Below are 21,056 nucleotides of genomic sequence, written 5' to 3'. Positions count from 1 at the left end.
GTTCCTCTTTTTATGAAGGGCGCGCAGCAAATCTGCGCTATGTCCCTGTTTTAACTGCCTGAAATAACGGGTTATCAAAATGTGTATTCAACGCTGGCGTATAGTGTTCGTGGCGTTCCCATTTTGTATGAGCCACTGTCGGTTTCGCTGGTACTGATGGCCGACAGGTAGTCCTCATCCAATAGGTTGTAAAAAGCTAACTGGAAGCGCATGTTGGCGAACCTACCGGTATCGTCGCCTACCCATCCCACAGAGCCGTTCACTAGCGTGTAGGCATCGGTTTCTTCTGTATTAATGGCGTTGGCCCAACGGCTGCCGGTGTATTTCACATCCATGTTGAAGAAGTAGTTATCCCCCTTCCATGCGGCTACCAGACTGCCGCTCACTTTCGGTTGGTCGAAAATGTATTTGCCTTCAACTGGGATCAGCACATCGGTGTCGGTATCGGCGTCGTAGGTGAAATAGTCGTTTTTATACTTGGAGCTGTTGTAGGAAAGCGACGCGGTAAACTTCCATTGGTTATCAGGGCGATATTCACCTGACAACTCCGCCCCGTAGGTCTCCATGTCACCCACGTTGGTGTACGCCGAGCCTGAAATGGTTTGAATATTTCGCGACGCGATAGACACAATGCGATCCTGATAATCAATGCTGTACAGCGCGAGGTATCCACTCCATTTCTCGCCACTGGTGCGCACACCAATATCAATATTGGTAGATTGTTCAGGTGAGATATCCGGGTTAAACACGGTGGAAACCAGTGCGGCGCTTGGCGCGCCGGCGTAGTTTTCGGCATAGTTAGCGAATACCTGCGTATCCGGTGTAACAAAGTAGCTCACACCGGCCTGAGGCTGAAACAAGTCCTCGTTCTTCACGTCAAAATCGCGGTAGGTGTTGGAGTTGTAGTCAGTCAGGTTCGCGATGCCCTCAAAGTGGCGGTCTACGGTGAGTGCTTTAGCGCCCACTTCCACGGTGAGGTCGTCGTTTAAGAAACGCATGGTGTCTTTGATGTAAAAGTTCGCCGTTTGTGTGGAGAAATGACGGTCGTAGCTCCAGCCAATGATTTCATTAGTGATGGTGCCGTCGACCAAACTGGAGTTTTGCAGCGGCAAATTCGGGTCGTAATCGTAGTCTTCATACCAGCCACCGAAGGCAAGTGTATTGGTGGCAGAGATATCCCACACCGCATTGACCGTCGTACCATAGCGTTCGCCGGGGCGCTGGCCATTTCGCTGAGCCATGATGCCGTTTGGCTCATATTCGATATCAGTGCGACCGCCGGCAATGGCGCTGTCGTACAATGACTGGGCGTTAGCCGGGGTTACCGAGAACCAGGCGTAGCCGTGCTTCTTCTCGTAATAAGGTGTAACTTTTAGATTGAAGTTTTCGGTGAGCCAGAAATTCCCTTCCAGGTTGTAAAGCCAGGTACGGCGGCCGTTACGCCAATACTCGTAATACATCCAGTCGATTTCCGGGTCGCCGGTAAGGCCATCGAGAATGGTCCACCAGGCTGCAGGATTGCCGTCGAGGTCGTATTCCATGTAATCGTGATCGTCGCGATTGTCCCAGGTCATGCGGAAAGTCAGGCTATTGTCGTCCCAGCTTTGTTTAATCTTCGCTTCAACGTGATCGTTAGACAGCGTGGCGTTATCAATTTCGAAGGTGTTGGAACGCAAACGTGCGCCAGAGATATAGGCCGTTGGACCGCCATCCCATAGTTCGCCGGTATCCACACGGATAAAGCTGCGTTGGAAATTGTAAGAGCCCACGGTAAATGAGGCTTTTCCGCCGACTTCATCTTCAGGGTCGCTACTGAAATAACGAATAGCACCACCCAGCGCGTGTTGCGTTGGCTGACTTACATCCCCCGAACCTGGAGACACTTCTACGCCCGCTAAGTTTTCACTCAGCACATAACGCATAATGGTGCCGCCTTCGCTGTTGTTGACGGATTCCAGCGGCACACCATCTACCGTGACACCTAACTGGCCGGCGTTAAATCCGCGAATAGAAATGGTGTTAATGAGCTCGTACATGCCGTATGGATCAGACGTTTGAACGGTAACGCCGGGTAAGTCTTTCAATAAGTTTTGTGGCGCAATCCCTGGTGCTTGTGCTTCGATATACTCGTTGGTAATCGCTGCCGTTGTACGAGTTGTTTTGGCGCCGATAACACTGATTTGCTCGATGTCGCTATCGTCGGGTACGCCAGCAGCGTCGGCTTCTTCGGCGTTTGACTGCATGGCGGTGAGTGCGAGGCCTATCGCAGTAACCAGTTTGAGCTTTTGTCTTTGTTTCAAAAATGCTGATGTGCTTTCTTTCATGGCAATACCTGTTTCAATTTTTTGTGTAAAGGTATGCCTGCAGTAGTCGTTTACCGTACTAGATAACCTCTTGAGTCTATTGATTCGCATTGCCAGGACAATTCGTGTTCTTCTTATTTCCCTGCAGACCGAACTTGCCGTATCACAAACCACACACTCCTCGTGAGACAGACATGATTACCATGACAATCCGAAAGGAAACTGTGAAGAATCATTCCCCTATGGCCGGACAAGTAAAAAACTATGTACGTCAAATACCCCCCATTTTTTGAAAATGAAAGAATGACCTGCGCGGCTATTTATGAATGTAGAAAACTGAAATGATGTGTTATTCCAGTGTTTTTATTGTGTAAATATCGCGATGAATGGAGTGAAATTGAGGGCGACTAGCAAAAAATATGAATATGAAAGGGGAAGTTAATATTTACTTTATGAATAATTGGCGAAGTATTTATGCGAAAACTTAATGAGTGAGAATTAGACTAAAGTCGAATGCTTATGATCATGAATGCAAGAGGGATGAAAATTTTAAATTTAACTAAGTCGTTGATTTTTATTTATCAACTGTGTTTTCGAAAGATGTGTTCGTCGATTGACGTATATTGCTACTGAATAAATATGTGTAATTTTCCAATATTCAAGCGGAATTATCACCACAAATCAATACGCCGCATTGCACAATAGAGGATCAAATCGACGATGATACGCAGCTTAACAATATTGGTTTTATTGATGTTTGGTTGGTTCGCTAAGGCCGAGAGCGATGACAAGGGGGCCGAGGTTTATAATCAGGCTTGTGTTATGTGTCACGCTGCGGGTATTTCCAACGCCCCGTTGGTGCACAATCAGGAACAATGGAATGAGAGAAAAGAGAAAGGCATGGACGTGTTACTCAAAAATGCGATTTCAGGCATCAACCAAATGCCACCGCGGGGGCTTTGCATGACCTGCAGCGATGAGGATTTGCAGGCAGCGATTGATTATATGATGTCAGCTGGTGGTTAGCTGCTAATCGTTTCCGTTAGCAGGGCAAGTTAGCGATTTAGTAAGATAAATAGCGGAAGCGAGCCAATTGCGATAAAGTCTGCGTTCGAATTTCGAATCAATTTTATTGCCAGAGGAGAGCACATGCCTGCCAAGCGGCCACTTTCGTGTTTTGTGATTGTTAAAGATGAGGGCGACCGGCTAAACCGGTGTCTGGCGTCTTTACACGGATGGGTTGATCAGCTGATAGTGCTCGACTCTGGCAGTACGGATAACTCCGTGGACATTGCCAAAGAATATGCCGATGAAGTGTATGAAACCGATTGGCCTGGCTATGGAAAGCAGCGCAACCGTGCACTGAGTTATTGTCAGCATGATTGGGTGCTGAATATCGATGCCGACGAGGTGGTTACTCCTGCATTGCGGGAAGAGATTATTTCAACACTGGAACAAGAACACCTTGATGCCACCATGATTAAATTCCCGTGGCATACGATCTTTTTAGGTTCAACTCTCAAGCACGGCCGATACAGTACGCCACAGGGAAAGCTCTTCTTTAAAAAAGGGGCGAAGTTTAAAGAAGCCAGTGTCCATGAATCACTCATCATGGAAGAGCAACGCATTCTGGTTTTGAAATCGCCGCTTCTCCACTACAGTTGGCGTGATTACCAACATGCCATCGATAAGCACGTGAAATATGCCGCGTTGTCAGCAAGAGACAAATTTGCCAAAGGTAAGAAAAGCTCGTTGGGCTACGCCTGTCTGCGTTTTTATGCCGATTTCATTCAGCAATATGTGATTCGTGGTGGTTTTCTAGATGGTAAGGCGGGTTTTATGATGGCGCTAATTCTGGCGCAGTATGGATTCCATAAATATGCTGCGCTTTGGGCCATGAATCGTCAAACGGTAACGGAGACCGAGAATGGCTGATAAATCGCCGCTGAGTGTTTACATCATTACCCTCAACGAAGCCGCGAAGCTCGATGAGGTGCTGGCATCAGTCGATTTTGCTGAAGAAATTATTGTGGTGGATTCGGGCAGTACGGATGACACGCTAATGATAGCTGAGCGTCACGGGGCCACCATCTATCATCAAAACTGGTTGGGGTTCGCTGCACAGAAAGCCTTTGCGCTGTCGAAATGCACGCAACCCTGGGTACTGAACCTGGATGGTGACGAGGTACTCACTGCTGAGAATCGTAAAAGTATCCAAGAAATTGTTGTCGCAGAGCAGCCTGCTCACGATGCTTGGGAATTGCGATTCGAGGATGTGTTCTGGGGGCAACCGTTGTCATCTTTTGCCGCCAAGCGACATATCGTGCGTCTATTCCGAAAAGGCGTTGCTCGCTACCCAGAAGACCGAAAGGTACATGAAAATCTGGTACTGGAGAAAGGCACCTCAGTGGGCAGAGTAAACGGTTTGGTATTGCACTATGGCTATGCCGATACCGCCACGCTGATGAACAAACAGAACAGCTATTCATCGTTGAAAGCTGAGCAGAAATTCAGTCGTGGTAAAAAGCCGTCAATCCTAAAGCTTATGCTTATTTTTCCTCTTACCTTTATTAAAGAGTATGTGTTTCGGAAGCAATTCATGTCAGGTAAGCGGGGCGTCACGCATGCTGCTATCAGCGCCATGTATGCCTTCCTTAAAGAGGCGAAGTTGTTCGAACTCTATGCCACGAAAAATAATGCAGGGCGCAAATAACTCATGTTGTAAGTCAGAAAGTCTTGTCGTTCGGACTTTTAGGCAATAATTAGCGATTATTTGGTAATTTGTCGTTCTAGACTTCAGGCTATCATTATAGCGTGACCACAGGTTTATCCTGGGTTGAGTGATGATGAGCAAGTGGGGAATGACGCCAATGACAAACCATAAAGATGCGATTGACGTAATCTCAGAAAATATTGCCGAGCGAATTAAGCACCACGTTGGCAGTACTTTTAATCTGGAGACCTCAATTCCCGGATTGATGTTTTATCGCCAAAATTCTCCTACACAATGCACCACTTGTGTTGCTGAGCCAAGCATCGCTGTGGTGGTGCAGGGCCAGAAAATGATGGCACTGTCAGACAAATCTTTTCATTTCGACCGCTATAACTTTCTGGTTACCTCCCTAGATTTACCTGCAAGAGTGCAGATTAAGCAGGCAGAAAATGCCGTGCCTTATCTTGGCTTCGTTCTTAAATTAGATTTTGCCGTACTCAGCGAATTACTTATGCGAATGCCCATCGATACTAAGAAGCCGAAAGCGCCTTCAAGTGGTATGGGAATGGGCGCTACCACGCCAGACCTTTTAGATGCCTGTTTTAGGCTTATCAAACTGCTCGATGACGAAGCATCTGCGCCTATACTGACACCGCTCATTAAAAAGGAAATCTTCTGGCGCGTACTGAATAGCGACCAGGGCGTTAGGTTAAAAAGCATTGTATCTGCAGGCAGTCACGGATTGCGCATCGCAAAAGTGATTGAGTGGTTGAAGGCGAACTTCAGCGAGTCTTACGCTGTTGAAGAGTTGGCTGAACGGGCACAAATGAGCAAATCGACTTTCCATCATCATTTTCGTGAAATGACATCAATGAGCCCGTTGCAATACCAGAAAAGCCTGAAGTTAATGGAGGCGCGGCGTTTGATGGTCGGTGAGCAAATCGACGCATCAAATGCGGCTTATCGGGTGGGCTACGAAAGTCCGTCGCAATTCTCCAGAGAGTATTCACGCTTCTTTGGGAATTCACCAAAGCGAGACGTTGAGGAACAATGGCGACTCATTGAGGGCCAGGTAAAGGCCAGTTAATTTATTCTTCCATCAGATTGTGCAGTTTGAAGGAAATGGTAAAACCTTCTTCGGGCTTGCTTTCGTTATAAACGTTACTGGCCAGTGTCACCTTGATCAGGTTGTACACCACGCTTAACCCCAAGCCCGCATTGCCACTGCCTCGCTTCGTGGTGTAGAAAGGCTCGAATACCTTTTTCAGTTCTTCCTCGGAAATACCGACTCCGTCATCTGAAAACGTAAATTGGTAACCGTCACCCGCAGGGGCAATAGTGATGGTGATCGTGCAATGCTCGTGATTCGGGCCAGCGGCATGGATCATCACGTTAGACGTTAATGCCGTGAGAATTTGAGTAATTACCGCTGGGTAAGTCGAAACAATAATGTTCGGCGGAAATCTGGGAATGAAGGTTAGTGACTTGTCTTGAGAATGGTGCTCGTAAGACGCAATGAATTCCGTAACCAGTTCTGAAACATTGGTTTTTTCAAGCAGACTGGCTTCTTCAGACTTTTTAACAGCAACTTTCTTAAAGCTTGTGAGGAGCTTAGAGGCGCGCTGCATGTTTTTTAGCATACTGCTGGTGATGTCCTGAGAGGTTGTCAGAAAGTCTGCAAACTTCTCGGCGTCGAGTTCGCCGCCATCGAAATCCTCTTTCAGTTCTGCAAGCAACTCCATCAACAACGTACAGTTGGCAATGTTAACACCCAATGGCGTATTGATTTCGTGGGATACACCGGCCACCAGGCCGCCCACAGCATCCATTTTTTCTGCTTCAAATTGCTTTTCCTGATCGGAAATCTCAGGCGTGGTAGGGATTTGTTTTTTCATGCAACGTCTGCTCTTTAAACAACCCCGAGCAGCAGCAAACAGGCTATCGGGACTGTATTACTATTCAGATAACAGCGTAGCGGTAAGTAACAATTTTGGCAAAATATTGATGATAGACTTTTGGCGAAGTATAAAGCGATTATTCCTCGCCAAATTAGTGTGCAAATAACTTAAAGGTAGTCTTCGCCAGCCGCAGCAGTAAATGCCATTTCAACGAGCCATGTTGGGTCGGCTAGCTCTACTTTTACGCAGGCTCGGCTCGGTGCTGTGCCCTCGTCAAACCAGGCATCCCACACTGCGTTAAGTCGGTCTACATTAGCAAAATCAGTAATGTAAATTGTAACGGTGAGAATGCGTGACTTATCGCTACCTACCAGCGCCAGCATGGCTTCGGCTTGTTCAAATACAGCCTTTACCTGATCTTCTATGGTTTCTGCTTTTTCGTCTTCCGGTACTTCAACAAAATTCGCAATACCGTTGAATACTGTCACTTCAGACCAACGACGGGTGGGATTAATTCTGTGGATTTTCATATTTTTTTCTGTTTTATAAAAAAGCCCATTCTGCCATGAATAGTTCGCTCATTCTATTCAACACCACTTAGTGAACACTACCACCACCTCTCGCTTGGTGGGGCATCCAATTTAAAGGTTTGCCCAATGTAGGGCGTAGCGACGTTAAGATCGGTACTTGTTGCTGCTTGTCTGAAACGAATCACAGGTTCGTTCCAGTTGTGGAAGGCCAAGTCGAATTTTCCCCAGTGAATCGGCATGACATTTCTTGCTTTTACGTCGAGTGCAGCCTGTACCGATTCTTCTGGCAACATATGGATTTCAGGCCAGTATGGGCTGTAAGCGCCATCTTCCATGAAGGCGATATCGAAAGGTCCGTATTCCTCGCCAATCATTTTAAAGTCAGGGTTGTAACCACCGTCACCGCTAAAAAATGCCTTTAGTTCTGGCGTGTTAATTACCCACGAGCCCCATAAAGTGTCATTGCGCACACCCGGTTTACGGCCACTAAAATGCTTCGACGGCGTAAACACGAGCGTGTTGCCGCCGAATCCAGCTTCTTCAAACCAGTCCAGCTCAGTGATCTTCTCGTCAGAAATGCCCCAGCGCAAAAGGTGAGCGCGAACGCCCAGCGGCACATAGAAATGACCCACTTTTTCATCTAATTCAGCGATGGCTTTCGCATCGAGATGGTCGTAATGGTCGTGGGAGATTAACACTGCGTCGATATTAGGCATCGATTTAATGGTAAAAGAATGATCAAAGGCATAAGGGCTGCCCACCGGCCATACGGGAGATGCGCGATAGAAAACGGGGTCAGTGAGAAGTCGCAGTTTGCCGGTATCAATTAAAACAGTGGAATGACCATACCAGGTAAAGGTGGGCTCACTTTGATGAACGTAGTTAGGCGTTTTAGTCGGCAGTGGGCTGGCAGGATGCTTGCCCTGAGGCGGAAAAAGTACCGATTTCAACCAGTCGATCATTGGCGGCTTAGGACTGTCAGGATCATCGGAAACAGGATGACGATTAACGAAGCTGTCGTTCTTAAAGTTGTCAGAGGCCAGCATCCGCGATTTCGTTTGTTTGTCGGGTGCACCGCCAAACACAGGTGAAAACTTCACAAATACGAAGCCGCTGATAATGAGCAGAATGATTATGGTTAACGACCAGAACAGTAACTTTTTGAATACGCCCAATTCAATACTCCAACATCTCAATTATTCACTGCGCATTATAGGAAAAGCGTGAGCAGGAATCTGCGGCAACTATGGCCCTTTATGCATTCGAGCTGCAACTATGCCGCTCTGACAGCCCTCAAAGCAATAGCTTCTTTTTTCAACCAATTGAGATTGGCACCGAATCAGCAGACTACGCCCTTTACTTGCCTCTTTTTCTGGTAAGGCCAATTAAGGTTTTTAATCTAGTATGAGGCAAAATCTTAGTTTCAAGGCAGGTATCAATGTTCTTGATGATAGGTATTTAAATAATGGTGGTGAGTCTATATTGCTGAATTTGAAGTGTTTATTTGCCTTTCAGGGTGGCTGTTAGTCGTAAGATTTTCAAAGTTGTTAACAGATGGTTGTCAATGTTTAAATTTAACGTATATTGGCCTTACCAAATATTTCTATTTTACCAATTTCAAATGAAAAGAGTTATTTGAGAGATCCTATGAAATCTGCGAGCGAAAAAAATCTATCATCATTAGCCATTTGTGTTTCTGCACTCGTATCGGGCGTTTCGGTTGATGCCGTCGCCGCTGAGCTTGAAATTATTGAAGTGAAAGCGCAAAAACGAGCCCAGGCGCAGCAAACTATACCTGTAGCCGTGTCAGTACTAGGAGAAAGCGCCCTTGAAAGACTCGATGTTAAGAACTTTGATGATGTGACTCGGGTCTCCCCATCATTGACGGTAGAGCATGGTGACGATCCTCAATCAAGTAGCATTCGCATGCGGGGCGTCGGCACATCAGCCTATAGCATCGGTGTGGAATCCAGTGTGGCGGTGGTTGTCGATGAAGTGCCGCTGATGATGGCCGCACAGGCTTTTAGTAATCTTGCAGATATACAGCAAGTCGAAGTGTTAAGAGGTCCTCAGGGAACCCTGTTTGGTAAGAATGCGTCTGCGGGTGTTGTAAACGTAACCACTAAAGCGCCATCGCCGGATTTCGAAGGCAGGGTGGAAGCAGGCCTGACAAGTGATGATGAGGTTAAAGGCCTGATAACTTTATCCGGCCCTGCTTCAGATACGTTGAGTTATCGAATTAATGGCTATTACAAAGATCGTGACGGCTATCTGAATAACTTAACTACCGGCGAAAAAGAAAACCGTGAGAAGAGCCATGGCTTGCGCGGTAAATTACTCTGGTATGCAACAGACGATCTTGATGCCACATTTATCTATGACATCTCACACATCGAAGGTGGAAGTACCCCCACCTGGGTCGATGCTGAGGAAGGGGTTGTTGGTGAAGGCGAGGTGCCGGGAGAAGATAACCGCAACGTCAGACGTGATACACCCAATGAGTTCGAAACAGACCAGTCGCTGGCTGTTTTTAAGCTAAATTATAATATCAATGACGATCTGGTATTTACTTCCGTATCAAGCTTTCAGTCATTTGAACAAGCAGCTATTGCAGATGCAGATTTGACAGACGTTACGATCGAAGATGCTTTTCCTCCATTTCTGCAAGAGAGATTCAATCCACTGGGGCTGACCGGTCCTCAGGTTGAGCAAAAAGGCTACATTGACGCTGATGCTTTTACCCAGGAACTGCGTCTCACCGGCACATTGTCTGAAAAATTCGAATTCATAACCGGGCTTTTTTATAGCGATCAATCGGTATACCGGGATTTCGATCGTAAACCATTGGTGTTCGTGCTTGATAAATGGGATGCGCAAGCGGACTCAGAATCCATCGCTTTGTTCGGGCAGGGGGCTTATGAGATTTCAGAAAGTACTTTTGTTGATGTTGGGCTTCGCTTCAACCACGAAAAAATATCTGTCGACTTCAATGACTATTATGCGAACGGGTATGCGTTGAATCCAACCAGTGCTGCTACTTTCAGTGGTAATGACGACCAGGACGCGGTTACCGGTAAGGTCGCAATCCGTCATTTCCTCGAAAATGGCACTATGATATTTGGCTCTGTAAGTACAGGCTACAAAGGTCAGGCTTATGATGTTGCATCCGGGTTTACGCAAAATGACGCGGACAACCCGGTTGGGGAAGAAACGTCGGTATCTTACGAACTAGGCATAAAAGGGTTTTCTGATAGCCGGAATTTTAGCTACGAAATCATCGCGTTTATGACAGATTTCGAGGATTACCAGGCACAGGGCGGTCGTAATGACGAAAATGGCGCGCCAGTGTTCACGTTGAATAATGTGGGTGAGCTTCGCACTAAAGGCATAGAAACCGAGTTCTCTTATCAGGCTACTGATGCTTTGCGATTGGATGCTTCCATTGCTTATACCGACGCTGTTATTGAATCGTTCGTCAATGCGCCCTGTTACGGTGGACAAACTGAAGCCGAAGGCTGCACATTGTCCGCAGATATAGAAGGCCTGAATGTACAGGACTTAAGCGGACATGACCTCAATAACTCTCCCGATTTCAAATACAACCTTGCCGCCTATTGGGAACAGCCTGCTCAGGGATACGAATTCAGCTGGTTTGCGCAGGCAAGTTACCAGTGGCAAGACGATGTAAGCTACGACCTCTACGGCGACCCGTTAAACCGTCAGGATGCATACGGGATTGCTAACGCCGGCGTTGGCATCGTGGACAACCAGGATCGTTATAAAGTGACCGTATACTTCAACAACCTTTTTGATGAAAATTATTCTATGGGTTACACAAATTATGATGAGCGCTTTCAGGGCCTGACAGCACTCTCGAAACGTTGGTCGCGGGGAGCTATGCGCTATTTCGGTGTAAACGTGTCATATGGATTCTGACATTAACATGAGCAACATAAGCAGTATGGCAACAAACCATGCTGCTTTTGTCATTTAAAACATATTTAAGGAGAGACCATGAAGCGTTGTAGCGCACTCTTTTTCATCTTACCCGCGGTTTGTATTCTTATCGCTTGTACTCAGGTTGCTGATGTTAATGCTGACTTACCAAAAAATGTGGAAGTACGAGATCAGCAAATACTGAATAACGACTGGCAGTTTATCTTTACCGATGAAATTCCAGCGGGTATCCATGCCCCATCATTTAATTGGATTGGCGCAGAAAATGTTGCGGTGCCCCATTCATGGAACCGGGTAGGCTATTATCTTGAGAATCAGTCAGCTCACATTCATAACGCAGACAATATTAATAATGCACAGGGTAAAGGTCTCTACCGGAAAGTGTTTAATGTACCTGCACAGACTGAAAATAAAAGACTTTGGCTGGAATTTGATGCAGTAAGTCGTGTGGCAAATGTGTGGGTGAACGGAAAATTTGCCGGTGAACATCGCGGAAGCTTCAATCGCTTTCGCTTTGATATTACTGACCTCATAAACGTGGGTCGACCTAACGTTCTGGTGGTTCAGGCAGACAACAGCAAGCCAACAGCAGATTCAACCACTGCAGATACGTTACCTATTGCCGGAGATTTCTTTGTGCATGGGGGAATTTACCGGCCGGTAAGACTTATCACAACGAGTAATATTCATGTTGATATGAAAGATTTTGGTGGTCCCGGCGTTTACGCAACTACCGCGGTTGAGGGTGACAAGGCGGTGGTTAGTATCAAAAGCAGGATCACTAGCAATGAAGGCGAAGCAGAAAACGTAACGCTACTTACTCAATTGGCTGACGATACTGGAAAGGTAGTAGCAAAAGATGTCCGGGATATTTTGCTTCAGCCGGATGAAACAGAAATAACCGATGTGTCTCTTTCCGTATCTTCATCACAATTATGGCAAGGTATAGATAACCCTTATTTGTACACGCTCGCAGTGTCGATATTAGACAGCAATGACAATCTGCTCGATACGGTGAAGCAAAATATCGGTTTACGCACCATTGAAATCTCGGCAGATAAAGGATTGACGTTGAATGGTCAACCCCTTGAGCTTCGCGGTGTGGGCTATCATCAGGACAGAGAAGGAAAAGGTTGGGCAGTCTCTGCTGAAGAAATAGAAGAAGATGTGCAATTACTGATGAATATGGGGGTAAATACTATCCGTCTGGCACATTACCCCCATGGTCAGCCAGTGCACGATTTGGCTGACAAACTTGGCCTATTGTTGTGGGACGAAATCCCGTTGGTTTCCGCATGGCGTTACGGCGAGGAACATGAGGCTGTAAATACCGCGTTAGCTGATAACGCCAGTCTGCAACTCACAGAAATGGTGAAGCAGAACTTTAATCACCCCTCTGTAGCGGTATGGGGTATAGCCAACGAAGTCGACTTTGGTGCCGTCGCCCCCATGTTCGTGCAGAGCAGTCCCGGCTCTAATCCTGACCCACTACCTATCTTAAATCGCTTGAAAGCGGAAGTAGCGCAGTTGGATCCGACGCGTAACTCGACGTTAGCCAACTGTTGTGCGGGTGTGCCAACATGGGATCAGTCAAAAGTGCCCAACACCTCCGCTATTACCAATACCACGGGCGCAAACCGCTATTTTGGCTGGTACTACGGCGAGCCTTCAGGACTGGCGAAGAACCTCGACGCCTTGCATAAGCAATATCCTGAGCAGCCGTTGGCTGTCACTGAATACGGCGCAGGCGGAGCGCCCAGCTTCCACTCTGACAATGCTCTGGGAGGGCCGGTAGCGGCAACTGGCAGAAATCAGCCGGAAGAGTATATGAGTTACGTGCATGAGGAGAATTGGCGCGTACTCAGTGCGCGGGATTACCTGTGGGCAAACTGGATTTGGAATGGTTTTGACTTTGCGACAACCACCCGCAGAGAAGGTGACTCACAGGATATTAATACCAAAGGGCTCATCACTTACGATCGCGCCATAAAGAAGGATGCATATTATTTCTACCAGGCGAACTGGTCAGCTAACCCTATGGTTCATATTGCATCAAGGCGCTATAAAGAGCGGGCTTACCAAACCACGGATATTAAGGTGTACAGTAACGGCAAACAAGTCGAGTTATTGGTAAATGATCGGAAAGTGAATGAAGCCCCTGATTGCGATCAGAACACCTGTGTCTGGCAGGGTGTAAGACTGGTTGCAGGAAATAATGAGTTAGTAGCGCGGGCAAGTGGTTTCGCCTCCGCACCTTCAGATCGCGTTGAAGACAGTGTGATGTGGCATCTGAATGAATCGCAGATCAACGCATATTACATTGATGCGGGCGCCATTATGTCAGCTGATTCGCCAAAAGCCCATTTCGGTTCGGATGACTTCTTTACCGGAGGAAAAGCAATGTCACTTGATAAGCCGGGAGGCTGGGGTAGGCCACCAGTCAAAGCAGTTATCGGGAATACGCAAGAGCAGGCTTTGCATACAACCTACCGTGCCGGTGAGTTCTCATATCATTTACCGTTGGATAACGGGCAGTATAAGGTCACACTTTCTCTAGTCGCCCCAGACAGTAAAAGCCGCTTCAATGTATTCGCGGAGGGAAGTGCTCTGTTTGAAAATATCTCTGGAAAACAAAATGCAGATGGAAGTTTTACCGCGTTTACGGTGGCAGAAAATGTGAATGTGTCAGATGGCAGTCTTGAACTCAGTTTTAAGCCGTCGGTAGGTGAAGCTTATGTGTCAGCAATAAGTGTGATACCCGTTAAGTAAAAGTTTTGCGTGTTATTTCAGCCCGGCCGTGAACAGCGTGTCCGGGCTTTTTTTTGACTCCTTTCATATAGTGTAGCAATATGTAGCAAATCATATTCTATTGGTGTATTCATGGGCATTGTCAAAATCTCCGAACAATTGCACGAAGAGGTGCGCAAGAACAGCGTGGTGATGGAACGTTCTATCAATTCGCAAGCTGAGTTCTGGATGAAAATCGGGAGACTTGCAGAGCAAAACCCCACGCTCACCTATGAGCAAATTCTGGAACAGGAAAAACGTCAGCAAAACGTATCAACAGTGAGACTGGTTCATGAGTAATGTATCGATAAAAAGTGCACAGGAAATCGCATTGATGCGCGAATCAGGCCGGTTACTGGCCAGCGTATTTCATGCGCTGGATAAAGAAATTCAGGCCGGCATGACCACCATGGAAGTGAATGATTTCGTTGATGCATATATCACTGATACTTTGCAGGCAAGACCGGCCAGCAAGGGGCAGTACGGCTATGAATATGTACTTAATTCATCGGTAAACGAAGTGGTATGTCACGGTGTGCCGTCGGTAGCAAAGAAGTTGCGGGAAGGGGATATCGTGAATGTGGACATCACGCTGGAGAAAAATGGCTTTATTGCCGACAGCAGCAAAATGTATTGCATTGGCAAAGTAACACCTATTGCGAAAAAGCTGGTGGACACGACTTACGAAGCCATGTGGAAAGGTATCGAAACCGTAAAGCCAGGCGCGACGCTGGGGGATATTGGTTATGCCATTCAGTCGCATGTAGAAAAAGAAGGCTTCAGTGTCGTGCGGGATTACTGCGGACACGGTATTGGCCGCGAAATGCATGAAGAACCGCAAGTTGTGCATTATGGCCGCAAGGGCACAGGTATGCATTTAGTGCCGGGCATGACATTTACCATAGAGCCGATGATTAACCAGGGCACCTACAAAACCAAGCTAAAGAAAGACGGCTGGACAGTGGTGACCCGCGACAAAAAACTCTCAGCACAATGGGAGCACACCATTCTGGTGACTGAATCCGGGTTCGAAGTGCTTACATTGCGGGATGAAGAACACTAAAAACAAAAAAGGCAGCGCTCGCTGCCTTTTTAATATCTACACACCAAAAATCAGAATGTCAGTCCTTCACGACGCTTGTACAGCGGGTTTTCGCTGTCGTCTGCGTAACCGGGTTTCTGTGCTTCTACAGCTTCATCAGAAGACGGCAGCTCCAGTGGCAGGGTGCCGGTGGGTGATACCTTGCCGGTAAGCACATCAATCACGGCATCGTCTGCACTACCGAAGTTAGCCAGAATGGCACCTGCGGTATTGTTCAGTTCACCCATGATCATGGGACGTTCTAAAAAGACGGATAAGATAGTTGGCACTTGCTGGCTAACGGCCAACATCTGCTGATACTTCTCATCGTCTTCGCGGAATGAGACGCGGCCTTCATTCTGGCGGCTGCCGAAGAAGTGGTTCGGATGCAGATTTTCACTTGGCGTTGAGAAGCGGAAAATCGCAAAGTCGGCTTGGGCCGGGTCGGTCACAACTTCAAAGCCGCGAGCGGTGAGTGCCTCTGGATTTAAGCCATCAACGAACACTTTCTTCATCGAGTCTGCCAGTGGTAGCAGCTTATCCGCATTTTTCAGTAGCACTTGGGATTTTGCCTGAACCTCACGAGCCAGTGCCCGCCATTCCGGTTTACCCACATTCGATGCTGCAGTCGCTTCATCCACGTAGGGGTTGTCGAATAAACCAAGCTCAAACTTCAGTGTGAGAATACGGGTGGCCGACTCATCGATACGCGCTTCTGTCAGTTTGCCTTCGTGAACTGCATTAACGATGATCTCAGGCTGGTCTTCACCGCCGAACTGGTCGATACCTGCGGTAATACCTTTCACGAAACGCTCAGGAATAGTCAGGTCTTCCACACCCCACGGCGTCGCAATTTCCCGCACGCCTTGTGGTTTAGTCGGTGCCTTACATTCTTCACTACAGTCCCGGGTTACCGCCCAGTCTGAAACCACAACGCCTTTAAAGCCGGCATCGCCGCGCAGCAGGTTTTGCAGTATTTGTTTGTTGAAGCCCGGGCTTACTGCTTCTACCGGTTCACCGTCTACAGTGATGCCGTGTAAGATAGGATAAGCAGGCATTATGCCGGTGGTTTTTGCTTCGAAAGCACCGTCAAATGCGCGGATATGATCTTCAAAACTGGTATCGTCCAGCTGTGCATTGCGGCCGTAGTAGTTATGGCCATCAAAACCTTCTACCGCTGCACCGTAACCCACCCAGTGTTTGGTAACGGTTGATACGCCTTCCGGCGTGATGCCATCAGAGCTGCCCTGGAAACCACGAATGTACGCGCCCACCTGTTTACTCACTTCACCAGCATCGCTACCAAAGGTGGCAATGATACGAGGCCAACGGGGTTCGGTGGCTAAGTCAGCCTGCGGTGATAACGCCATAGTAAAACCGGTTGCACGGTATTCCTGACGGGTAATGTCACCAAACTGTTCGGTCACTTCAGGATCGTTCAGCGCACCAAAACCAAGAGGCTCGGGCCACTGCGTGAAACCATCGGTAGACTCAGCAGCACCTAACACGTACTGGAAGTGGTTGCGCGGGTCGGTACTGATAATAGCGGGAATACCCAACCGGGTGGTTTCTGCCAGCGCCTGGACTTTGTTGTTCTCGACGGCCAGATCTGATGGTGACATGTTCAGGCGGCTGATGTAACTGCCGATATGTTTGTCTTTGAACAGGGAAGTGGCGACATCGATGTCATAGCCGTCCTGAGAAAAACCAGCAAAGCCATTTTTACCCGGCAAGGTGCCATGCACCATTTCACCGGCTTTTTCTTCCAGCGTCATGCGGGCAACCAAGTCGGCCACACGTTCTTCAACCGGCAAACGCCAGTCTTCATACGGCGTAAGTTTGCCATCGGCATTCAAATCGCGGAACGTTTGGCCGTCTTGTTCGATAACCGCTTTGCTGGTGGTTTTAACCGTCACCTGGCTTACAGGAGCGGTTTCATTCTTCGGTTGCTCAACCTGGGCGGGCGAGGGTTTCTCGCCACAACCAGTAAGCATAGCGGTAGTGATAAGGCAGGCACTACCCAATGTTGCTGTATGCTTTTTCATTAATCGTGTCCTTGACCGGATAATTATTCGTTAACGGCACCTGTGATTTGGTAAGTACCAGAGCCTAATGAAAAGGTGTTCATTTCATCAGCACGGGAAACGTTAGTTACGAACTTACTGGCTTTCACATTATCGCCATCAATCTTCAATGCTTGCTGTGCGCCGGGTAACGAAATTGTTGCTGTAGTGTTAGCAGGAATGGTTACCCGGTAGTCAAACTTACCATTTTTTACTTGCCAGTGGCTCGAAATTTTTCCGTAAGGTGAATCATATTCTGCTTTTACCCAGTCAATTTCGTTCTGCGGATCAAACTCTGGCTTCAACGCAAAGGTTTTAAAACCGGGGCTCAGTCGTTGAATACCGCCTGAGTGACTGATTAACCATTCACCAATAGCACCGAATGAATAGTGGTTGAAGGAGTTCATGCTGTTATTGCCACCGAATCCGTCTTCAACAGTGTAACCGTTCAGGCGTTCCCAAATTGTTGTCGCACCCTGATCGATAGGATACAACCACGAAGGATACTGATCGTTAAGCAATAAGCGGTATGCATCATCGGTATAGCCATTTTCAGACAGCGCTTTGCTGATCCAGGCTGTGCCGATAAAGCCGGTCATCAGGGAGTAAGCGGGGCGGGTTTTCCCGGTATCGTCAACGTTTTGTGACGATATCGAGTGGGTAAGCTTCTCTGCCATCGCCGCTGCGTTATCGTCGTTGAATGCGTTCATCGCCAGACCAACTGCAAACGAGGTTTGGGTGTCTGCTACTGCCCATTCTGCCGGTGGAGCTACCGGATTAAACATACTTGGGCCGCCCACCAGACCAACGGTTTGCATTTCATCATTCACAAACTTGTCGTTGAAGAAGGCTTTGCGCTCGTCATATTGCTCGCGGTATTCACGGGCCATGGCGTCATCATCAAGAATAACGGCAACCTGCTTCATAATATCCAGCGCATAAATGTGATACGCCGTAGCCAGGTAGTCTGCGCCGAGTTGATTGTTCTGCGGCCCTAACCAGTCGCCCAAACCTGAGTCTGTGCTCAATCCGGTTTCGCTGTCGATGGAGTCATGCAGGAATGTCATGTATTCGTTCATTGACGAATAATGTTCTGCCAGCAAGCCTTTATCACCATATTGCCAGTACGTTTCCCAAGCTACGGTAATACCGGCAACGCCCCACAGCACGCCACCAAAGCCGCCGCCAACCGGGGCGACATCAGCATAGCGACCACTCTCGGCCTGGGTATCACGCATGGCCTGTAAATGCCTGCGCATAAACTGGGAGGCATCGCTTACATAGGTAGCGGTAGGCGCAAATACGTTGATGTCGCCAGACCAGCCCATACGCTCGTTACGCTGCGGGCAATCTGTGGGTACAGATAAGAAGTTGTCTACATTCGACCAGGTAAGGTTAGACCACAGCTGGTTTACTTTCTGGTCAGAACTTTCGTAGCGCGCAGTAAGCGCCTGTACTGAACTGACTACCACACCGTTAACGGCTTCTAACGGTAATGGCTTGTCTACACCCGTTATCTCAATGTATTGGAATCCGTGCGAGGTGAAATGAGGCTCAAAGGTTTGCTCGCCGTCAGTCATGATGTAGATATCCTGGCTGAGTGCGGCACGATAATTTTCGGTCATGATCATGCCCACGTTCGGGCCTGATTCTGGTAAGTCCGGATAGAGCATTTCGGCAAACCGTACGGTAACGGCATCACCGGCTTTACCATTCGCAAAATGTAGTCGAGGTACGCCAACGATGTTTTGTCCAAGGTCGTAGACAAATACACCAGGACGTACCTCTTCCACACTTTTTGCCTGAACAGTGGTAAATTCGCGGGCAGGTTCACCAATTTGCCCGATAAGCTTCATGTTGTTGTAAGACAGCGTTTGCGCCGGGCGCATCATGTTTGGTTGTACATTCTGCGCTTTGGTTGTCTCCAGTGAAATTTCGGCAGCAGGTTCCCATTCGCGCTCGAACGATGTGGTGGCCCAGCCTGCCTGTTCTTCAGCAATGCGGGCATCGTACACTTCGCCCATCGATAAGCTGCCGTACACCACTGGCGAGCTGTCGCTGAATTGCCAGTTACCTGGTTCAGTGATCACGACACTTTCAGAGCCATCCTCGTAAGTAATGATTAACTGCGCGAGCAACGACTGGCGGTCACCAAATCCATTCCAGGTGTTACCGAAACCGAGCATGCCGCTCCACCAACCTTCGCCCAGTCGGGCGCCCATGGCGTTTTCACCGTTCTGAACGGCATCAGTAACATCGTAAGACTGGTACAAGTGAGTTAAGTTGTATTGCGTAAGGCCTGGGTTGTAGTAATCATTACTCACCTTTTCGCCGTTCACGTAGTATTCGTAAATGCCCCGGGCGGTAACGTACAAGCGCGCTTTGCTAACCACTTTGTCCGCTACATCGAATTCTGTGCGCAGCTGGGGCATACCGTTACTTTGGGTATCAACAACCACGAGCTGACTGTCTTTAGAGCCGGTGAATCTAATACCGGCCTTGGTATCGCTTACCTGGCTGGATTTGTCTGCAAATGCAGCGCCATGCTCTGCGCCATTAAATAGCACACTGTGCGGCGTATGCATGTTGCTCACCGTCAGGTTGCTGACTGTGACGGTTGAACCTGCATCCGCGGCCACACCGACATCATTGAGCATGCCATAGGTGACATAGTCGTGATTGTGGCCCAGAGGGTTAAGCTGAACCGTGGCCCCTTCAACCAGTGGCGGGAACATCAACTGAAAACCCGATTTTTCTTCCGACTCAGCACCTACCCAGAACGCCGGGTTGCCATCTAACTGGACGGTAACATTACCGAATTCATTGTTGATAAGCAGGTTGTGAGGTTTGTGGCGATTATAAGCGTTTATCAGAGACGGCTTAATGGCAAAGGATTTAACCGGCGTATCCGGGGTGTCGTCTTGCGTATAGCCTGCACGGTAAAAATTCAGCGTTGCCGGTTTGCCGTCTTCAACACCCGCTACATCCAGTTCGATTTTAAAATAGCTCTCGTCTTCACCACTTTCTACCTGATAGATATTTTTGAACTTGTCCATCATTCGCGGATCGTTGGCAGCAAATACAATGCCGCCAGCCGTGCTTCCTTCTTCAATGGTTACGTCTGCGCTAATGCGGAACAGTGGCAGGTAATCACCATAAAGGGGAAGGGCATCGTCATTGCCGCCTATCCAGGTTGCACCGTTCCAGGCGTTCAAAGAGGTATCCAGTAAGCCGGTTTCAAAGGTGGATATGGCCTGACTTTCATCGCCATCGTTGTCCCACACCGTGAGGTGCCAGGTGTATTGGGTACGCGGGCGCAAGGGCGTGCCTTGATAGGTAATGTGAAGCGCTTGTGCGGAGTTTTGCTTGCCGGAATCCCATACCTGCGCGCCGTTCTCGTCAGTCACACGGATTTGATAAGCAGACTGGTTTAAGCCTTTCTCATCTCCCTTTGCAGCTAACTGCCAGCTAAAGCGAGGTGCGGTGACATCAATGCCAATGGGCTGGTTGCGGTACTCAGTTTTAAGCGCCGCTAAATCAAATGGTGCAGATGATGTGCCGGCACTGCCTGTACCGCTACAGGCTGAAAGTATTGTTACAGGTGCTGCAACAGCAAGAGTGAGTATTAGTTTGCGCATGCAAATCTCCAGTACGTATCTGGTGGCAATCTGTTCAGTGAAACCCGCGAGTCGTGCAGGTTATCTGAAACGTTATGATTGAAAGT

At 48.1% G+C, this 21,056-nt stretch carries 14 protein-coding genes; 8 read left to right on the top strand and 6 right to left on the bottom strand.

The window, feature by feature from the left end:
* Nucleotides 1-74 precede the first annotated feature (74 nt).
* Complete coding sequence (locus tag BFC18_RS13145) at nucleotides 75-2,324, bottom strand: TonB-dependent receptor (RefSeq protein WP_070126003.1); 2,250 nt, start codon at nucleotides 2,322-2,324, stop codon at nucleotides 75-77.
* Between the two features lie 699 nt (nucleotides 2,325-3,023).
* On the opposite strand from BFC18_RS13145, the gene BFC18_RS13140 reads away from it, so the two are divergent.
* The 4 genes from BFC18_RS13140 (at nucleotide 3,024) to BFC18_RS13125 (ending at nucleotide 6,103) form a co-directional block, all read left to right on the top strand.
* The gene (locus BFC18_RS13140; protein WP_070126002.1) at nucleotides 3,024-3,329 is read left to right on the top strand and encodes a c-type cytochrome; all 306 of its coding nucleotides are present in this window, start codon (nucleotides 3,024-3,026) and stop codon (nucleotides 3,327-3,329) included.
* Between the two features lie 123 nt (nucleotides 3,330-3,452).
* Nucleotides 3,453-4,238 carry a glycosyltransferase family 2 protein gene (locus BFC18_RS13135; RefSeq protein ID WP_070126001.1) on the top strand — a complete coding sequence of 262 codons (786 nt, stop codon included), beginning with the start codon at nucleotides 3,453-3,455 and terminating at the stop codon, nucleotides 4,236-4,238.
* Nucleotides 4,231-5,016, top strand: a complete 786-nt coding sequence (locus tag BFC18_RS13130; protein ID WP_070126000.1) for a glycosyltransferase family 2 protein — start codon at nucleotides 4,231-4,233, stop codon at nucleotides 5,014-5,016. The genes BFC18_RS13135 and BFC18_RS13130 overlap by 8 nt, the downstream gene beginning before the upstream one ends.
* A 157-nt stretch (nucleotides 5,017-5,173) precedes the next feature.
* The gene (locus tag BFC18_RS13125) at nucleotides 5,174-6,103 is read left to right on the top strand and encodes an AraC family transcriptional regulator (RefSeq protein ID WP_070126134.1); all 930 of its coding nucleotides are present in this window, start codon (nucleotides 5,174-5,176) and stop codon (nucleotides 6,101-6,103) included.
* Between the two features lies 1 nt (nucleotide 6,104).
* Here the strand turns inward: BFC18_RS13125 and BFC18_RS13120 are convergent, their stop codons facing one another.
* The 3 genes from BFC18_RS13120 to BFC18_RS13110 form a co-directional block, all read right to left on the bottom strand.
* A complete protein-coding gene (locus BFC18_RS13120) occupies nucleotides 6,105-6,911 on the bottom strand; it encodes a sensor histidine kinase (RefSeq protein WP_070125999.1) in 807 nt (268 codons plus the stop codon).
* Nucleotides 6,912-7,081: 170 nt separating this feature from the next.
* A complete protein-coding gene (locus BFC18_RS13115) occupies nucleotides 7,082-7,444 on the bottom strand; it encodes a RidA family protein (RefSeq protein WP_070125998.1) in 363 nt (120 codons plus the stop codon).
* A 77-nt stretch (nucleotides 7,445-7,521) separates the two neighbouring features.
* Nucleotides 7,522-8,619: an MBL fold metallo-hydrolase gene (locus tag BFC18_RS13110; protein ID WP_070125997.1), complete on the bottom strand. Its 1,098-nt coding sequence runs from the start codon at nucleotides 8,617-8,619 to the stop codon at nucleotides 7,522-7,524.
* Nucleotides 8,620-9,091: 472 nt separating this feature from the next.
* Between BFC18_RS13110 and BFC18_RS13105 the strand changes: the two genes are divergently transcribed.
* The 4 genes from BFC18_RS13105 to map all read left to right on the top strand — a co-directional run bounded on the left by BFC18_RS13105 (nucleotide 9,092) and on the right by map (nucleotide 15,251).
* Nucleotides 9,092-11,380: a TonB-dependent receptor gene (locus BFC18_RS13105; protein WP_070125996.1), complete on the top strand. Its 2,289-nt coding sequence runs from the start codon at nucleotides 9,092-9,094 to the stop codon at nucleotides 11,378-11,380.
* A gap of 78 nt (nucleotides 11,381-11,458) precedes the next feature.
* Nucleotides 11,459-14,170 carry a glycoside hydrolase family 2 TIM barrel-domain containing protein gene (locus tag BFC18_RS13100; protein ID WP_083273071.1) on the top strand — a complete coding sequence of 904 codons (2,712 nt, stop codon included), beginning with the start codon at nucleotides 11,459-11,461 and terminating at the stop codon, nucleotides 14,168-14,170.
* Between the two features lie 111 nt (nucleotides 14,171-14,281).
* Entirely contained in the window at nucleotides 14,282-14,488 is a 207-nt protein-coding gene (locus tag BFC18_RS13095) for a ParD-like family protein (RefSeq protein WP_070125995.1), read from the top strand.
* Nucleotides 14,481-15,251 (top strand): type I methionyl aminopeptidase, encoded by a 771-nt coding sequence (map, locus tag BFC18_RS13090; protein ID WP_070125994.1) that lies wholly within the window; start codon nucleotides 14,481-14,483, stop codon nucleotides 15,249-15,251. The genes BFC18_RS13095 and map overlap by 8 nt, the downstream gene beginning before the upstream one ends.
* Before the next feature lie 50 nt (nucleotides 15,252-15,301).
* On the opposite strand, the gene BFC18_RS13085 is transcribed toward map, so the two are convergent.
* Both BFC18_RS13085 and BFC18_RS13080 read right to left on the bottom strand, forming a co-directional pair.
* Nucleotides 15,302-17,314, bottom strand: a complete 2,013-nt coding sequence (locus BFC18_RS13085; RefSeq protein WP_211481027.1) for a glycoside hydrolase family 3 protein — start codon at nucleotides 17,312-17,314, stop codon at nucleotides 15,302-15,304.
* A 23-nt stretch (nucleotides 17,315-17,337) separates the two neighbouring features.
* Nucleotides 17,338-20,970 (bottom strand): family 78 glycoside hydrolase catalytic domain, encoded by a 3,633-nt coding sequence (locus tag BFC18_RS13080; RefSeq protein WP_070125993.1) that lies wholly within the window; start codon nucleotides 20,968-20,970, stop codon nucleotides 17,338-17,340.
* Nucleotides 20,971-21,056: the final 86 nt, after the last annotated feature.

This window comes from Alteromonas confluentis, from assembly GCF_001757105.1.
GTDB lineage: Bacteria > Pseudomonadota > Gammaproteobacteria > Enterobacterales > Alteromonadaceae > Alteromonas > Alteromonas confluentis.
The sequence above is the reverse complement of the archived record's forward strand: the minus strand, read 5'-3'. Positions and strand labels throughout refer to the sequence as shown.

Coding starts and splice junctions, on each gene's coding strand:
- BFC18_RS13145 (WP_070126003.1), bottom strand. CDS start 2,324: ATGAAAGAAAGCACATCAGCATTTTTGAAACAAAGACAAAAGCTCAAA.
- BFC18_RS13140 (WP_070126002.1), top strand. CDS start 3,024: ATGATACGCAGCTTAACAATATTGGTTTTATTGATGTTTGGTTGGTTC.
- BFC18_RS13135 (WP_070126001.1), top strand. CDS start 3,453: ATGCCTGCCAAGCGGCCACTTTCGTGTTTTGTGATTGTTAAAGATGAG.
- BFC18_RS13130 (WP_070126000.1), top strand. CDS start 4,231: ATGGCTGATAAATCGCCGCTGAGTGTTTACATCATTACCCTCAACGAA.
- BFC18_RS13125 (WP_070126134.1), top strand. CDS start 5,174: ATGACAAACCATAAAGATGCGATTGACGTAATCTCAGAAAATATTGCC.
- BFC18_RS13120 (WP_070125999.1), bottom strand. CDS start 6,911: ATGAAAAAACAAATCCCTACCACGCCTGAGATTTCCGATCAGGAAAAG.
- BFC18_RS13115 (WP_070125998.1), bottom strand. CDS start 7,444: ATGAAAATCCACAGAATTAATCCCACCCGTCGTTGGTCTGAAGTGACA.
- BFC18_RS13105 (WP_070125996.1), top strand. CDS start 9,092: ATGAAATCTGCGAGCGAAAAAAATCTATCATCATTAGCCATTTGTGTT.
- BFC18_RS13100 (WP_083273071.1), top strand. CDS start 11,459: ATGAAGCGTTGTAGCGCACTCTTTTTCATCTTACCCGCGGTTTGTATT.
- BFC18_RS13095 (WP_070125995.1), top strand. CDS start 14,282: ATGGGCATTGTCAAAATCTCCGAACAATTGCACGAAGAGGTGCGCAAG.
- map (WP_070125994.1), top strand. CDS start 14,481: ATGAGTAATGTATCGATAAAAAGTGCACAGGAAATCGCATTGATGCGC.
- BFC18_RS13085 (WP_211481027.1), bottom strand. CDS start 17,314: ATGAAAAAGCATACAGCAACATTGGGTAGTGCCTGCCTTATCACTACC.
- BFC18_RS13080 (WP_070125993.1), bottom strand. CDS start 20,970: ATGCGCAAACTAATACTCACTCTTGCTGTTGCAGCACCTGTAACAATA.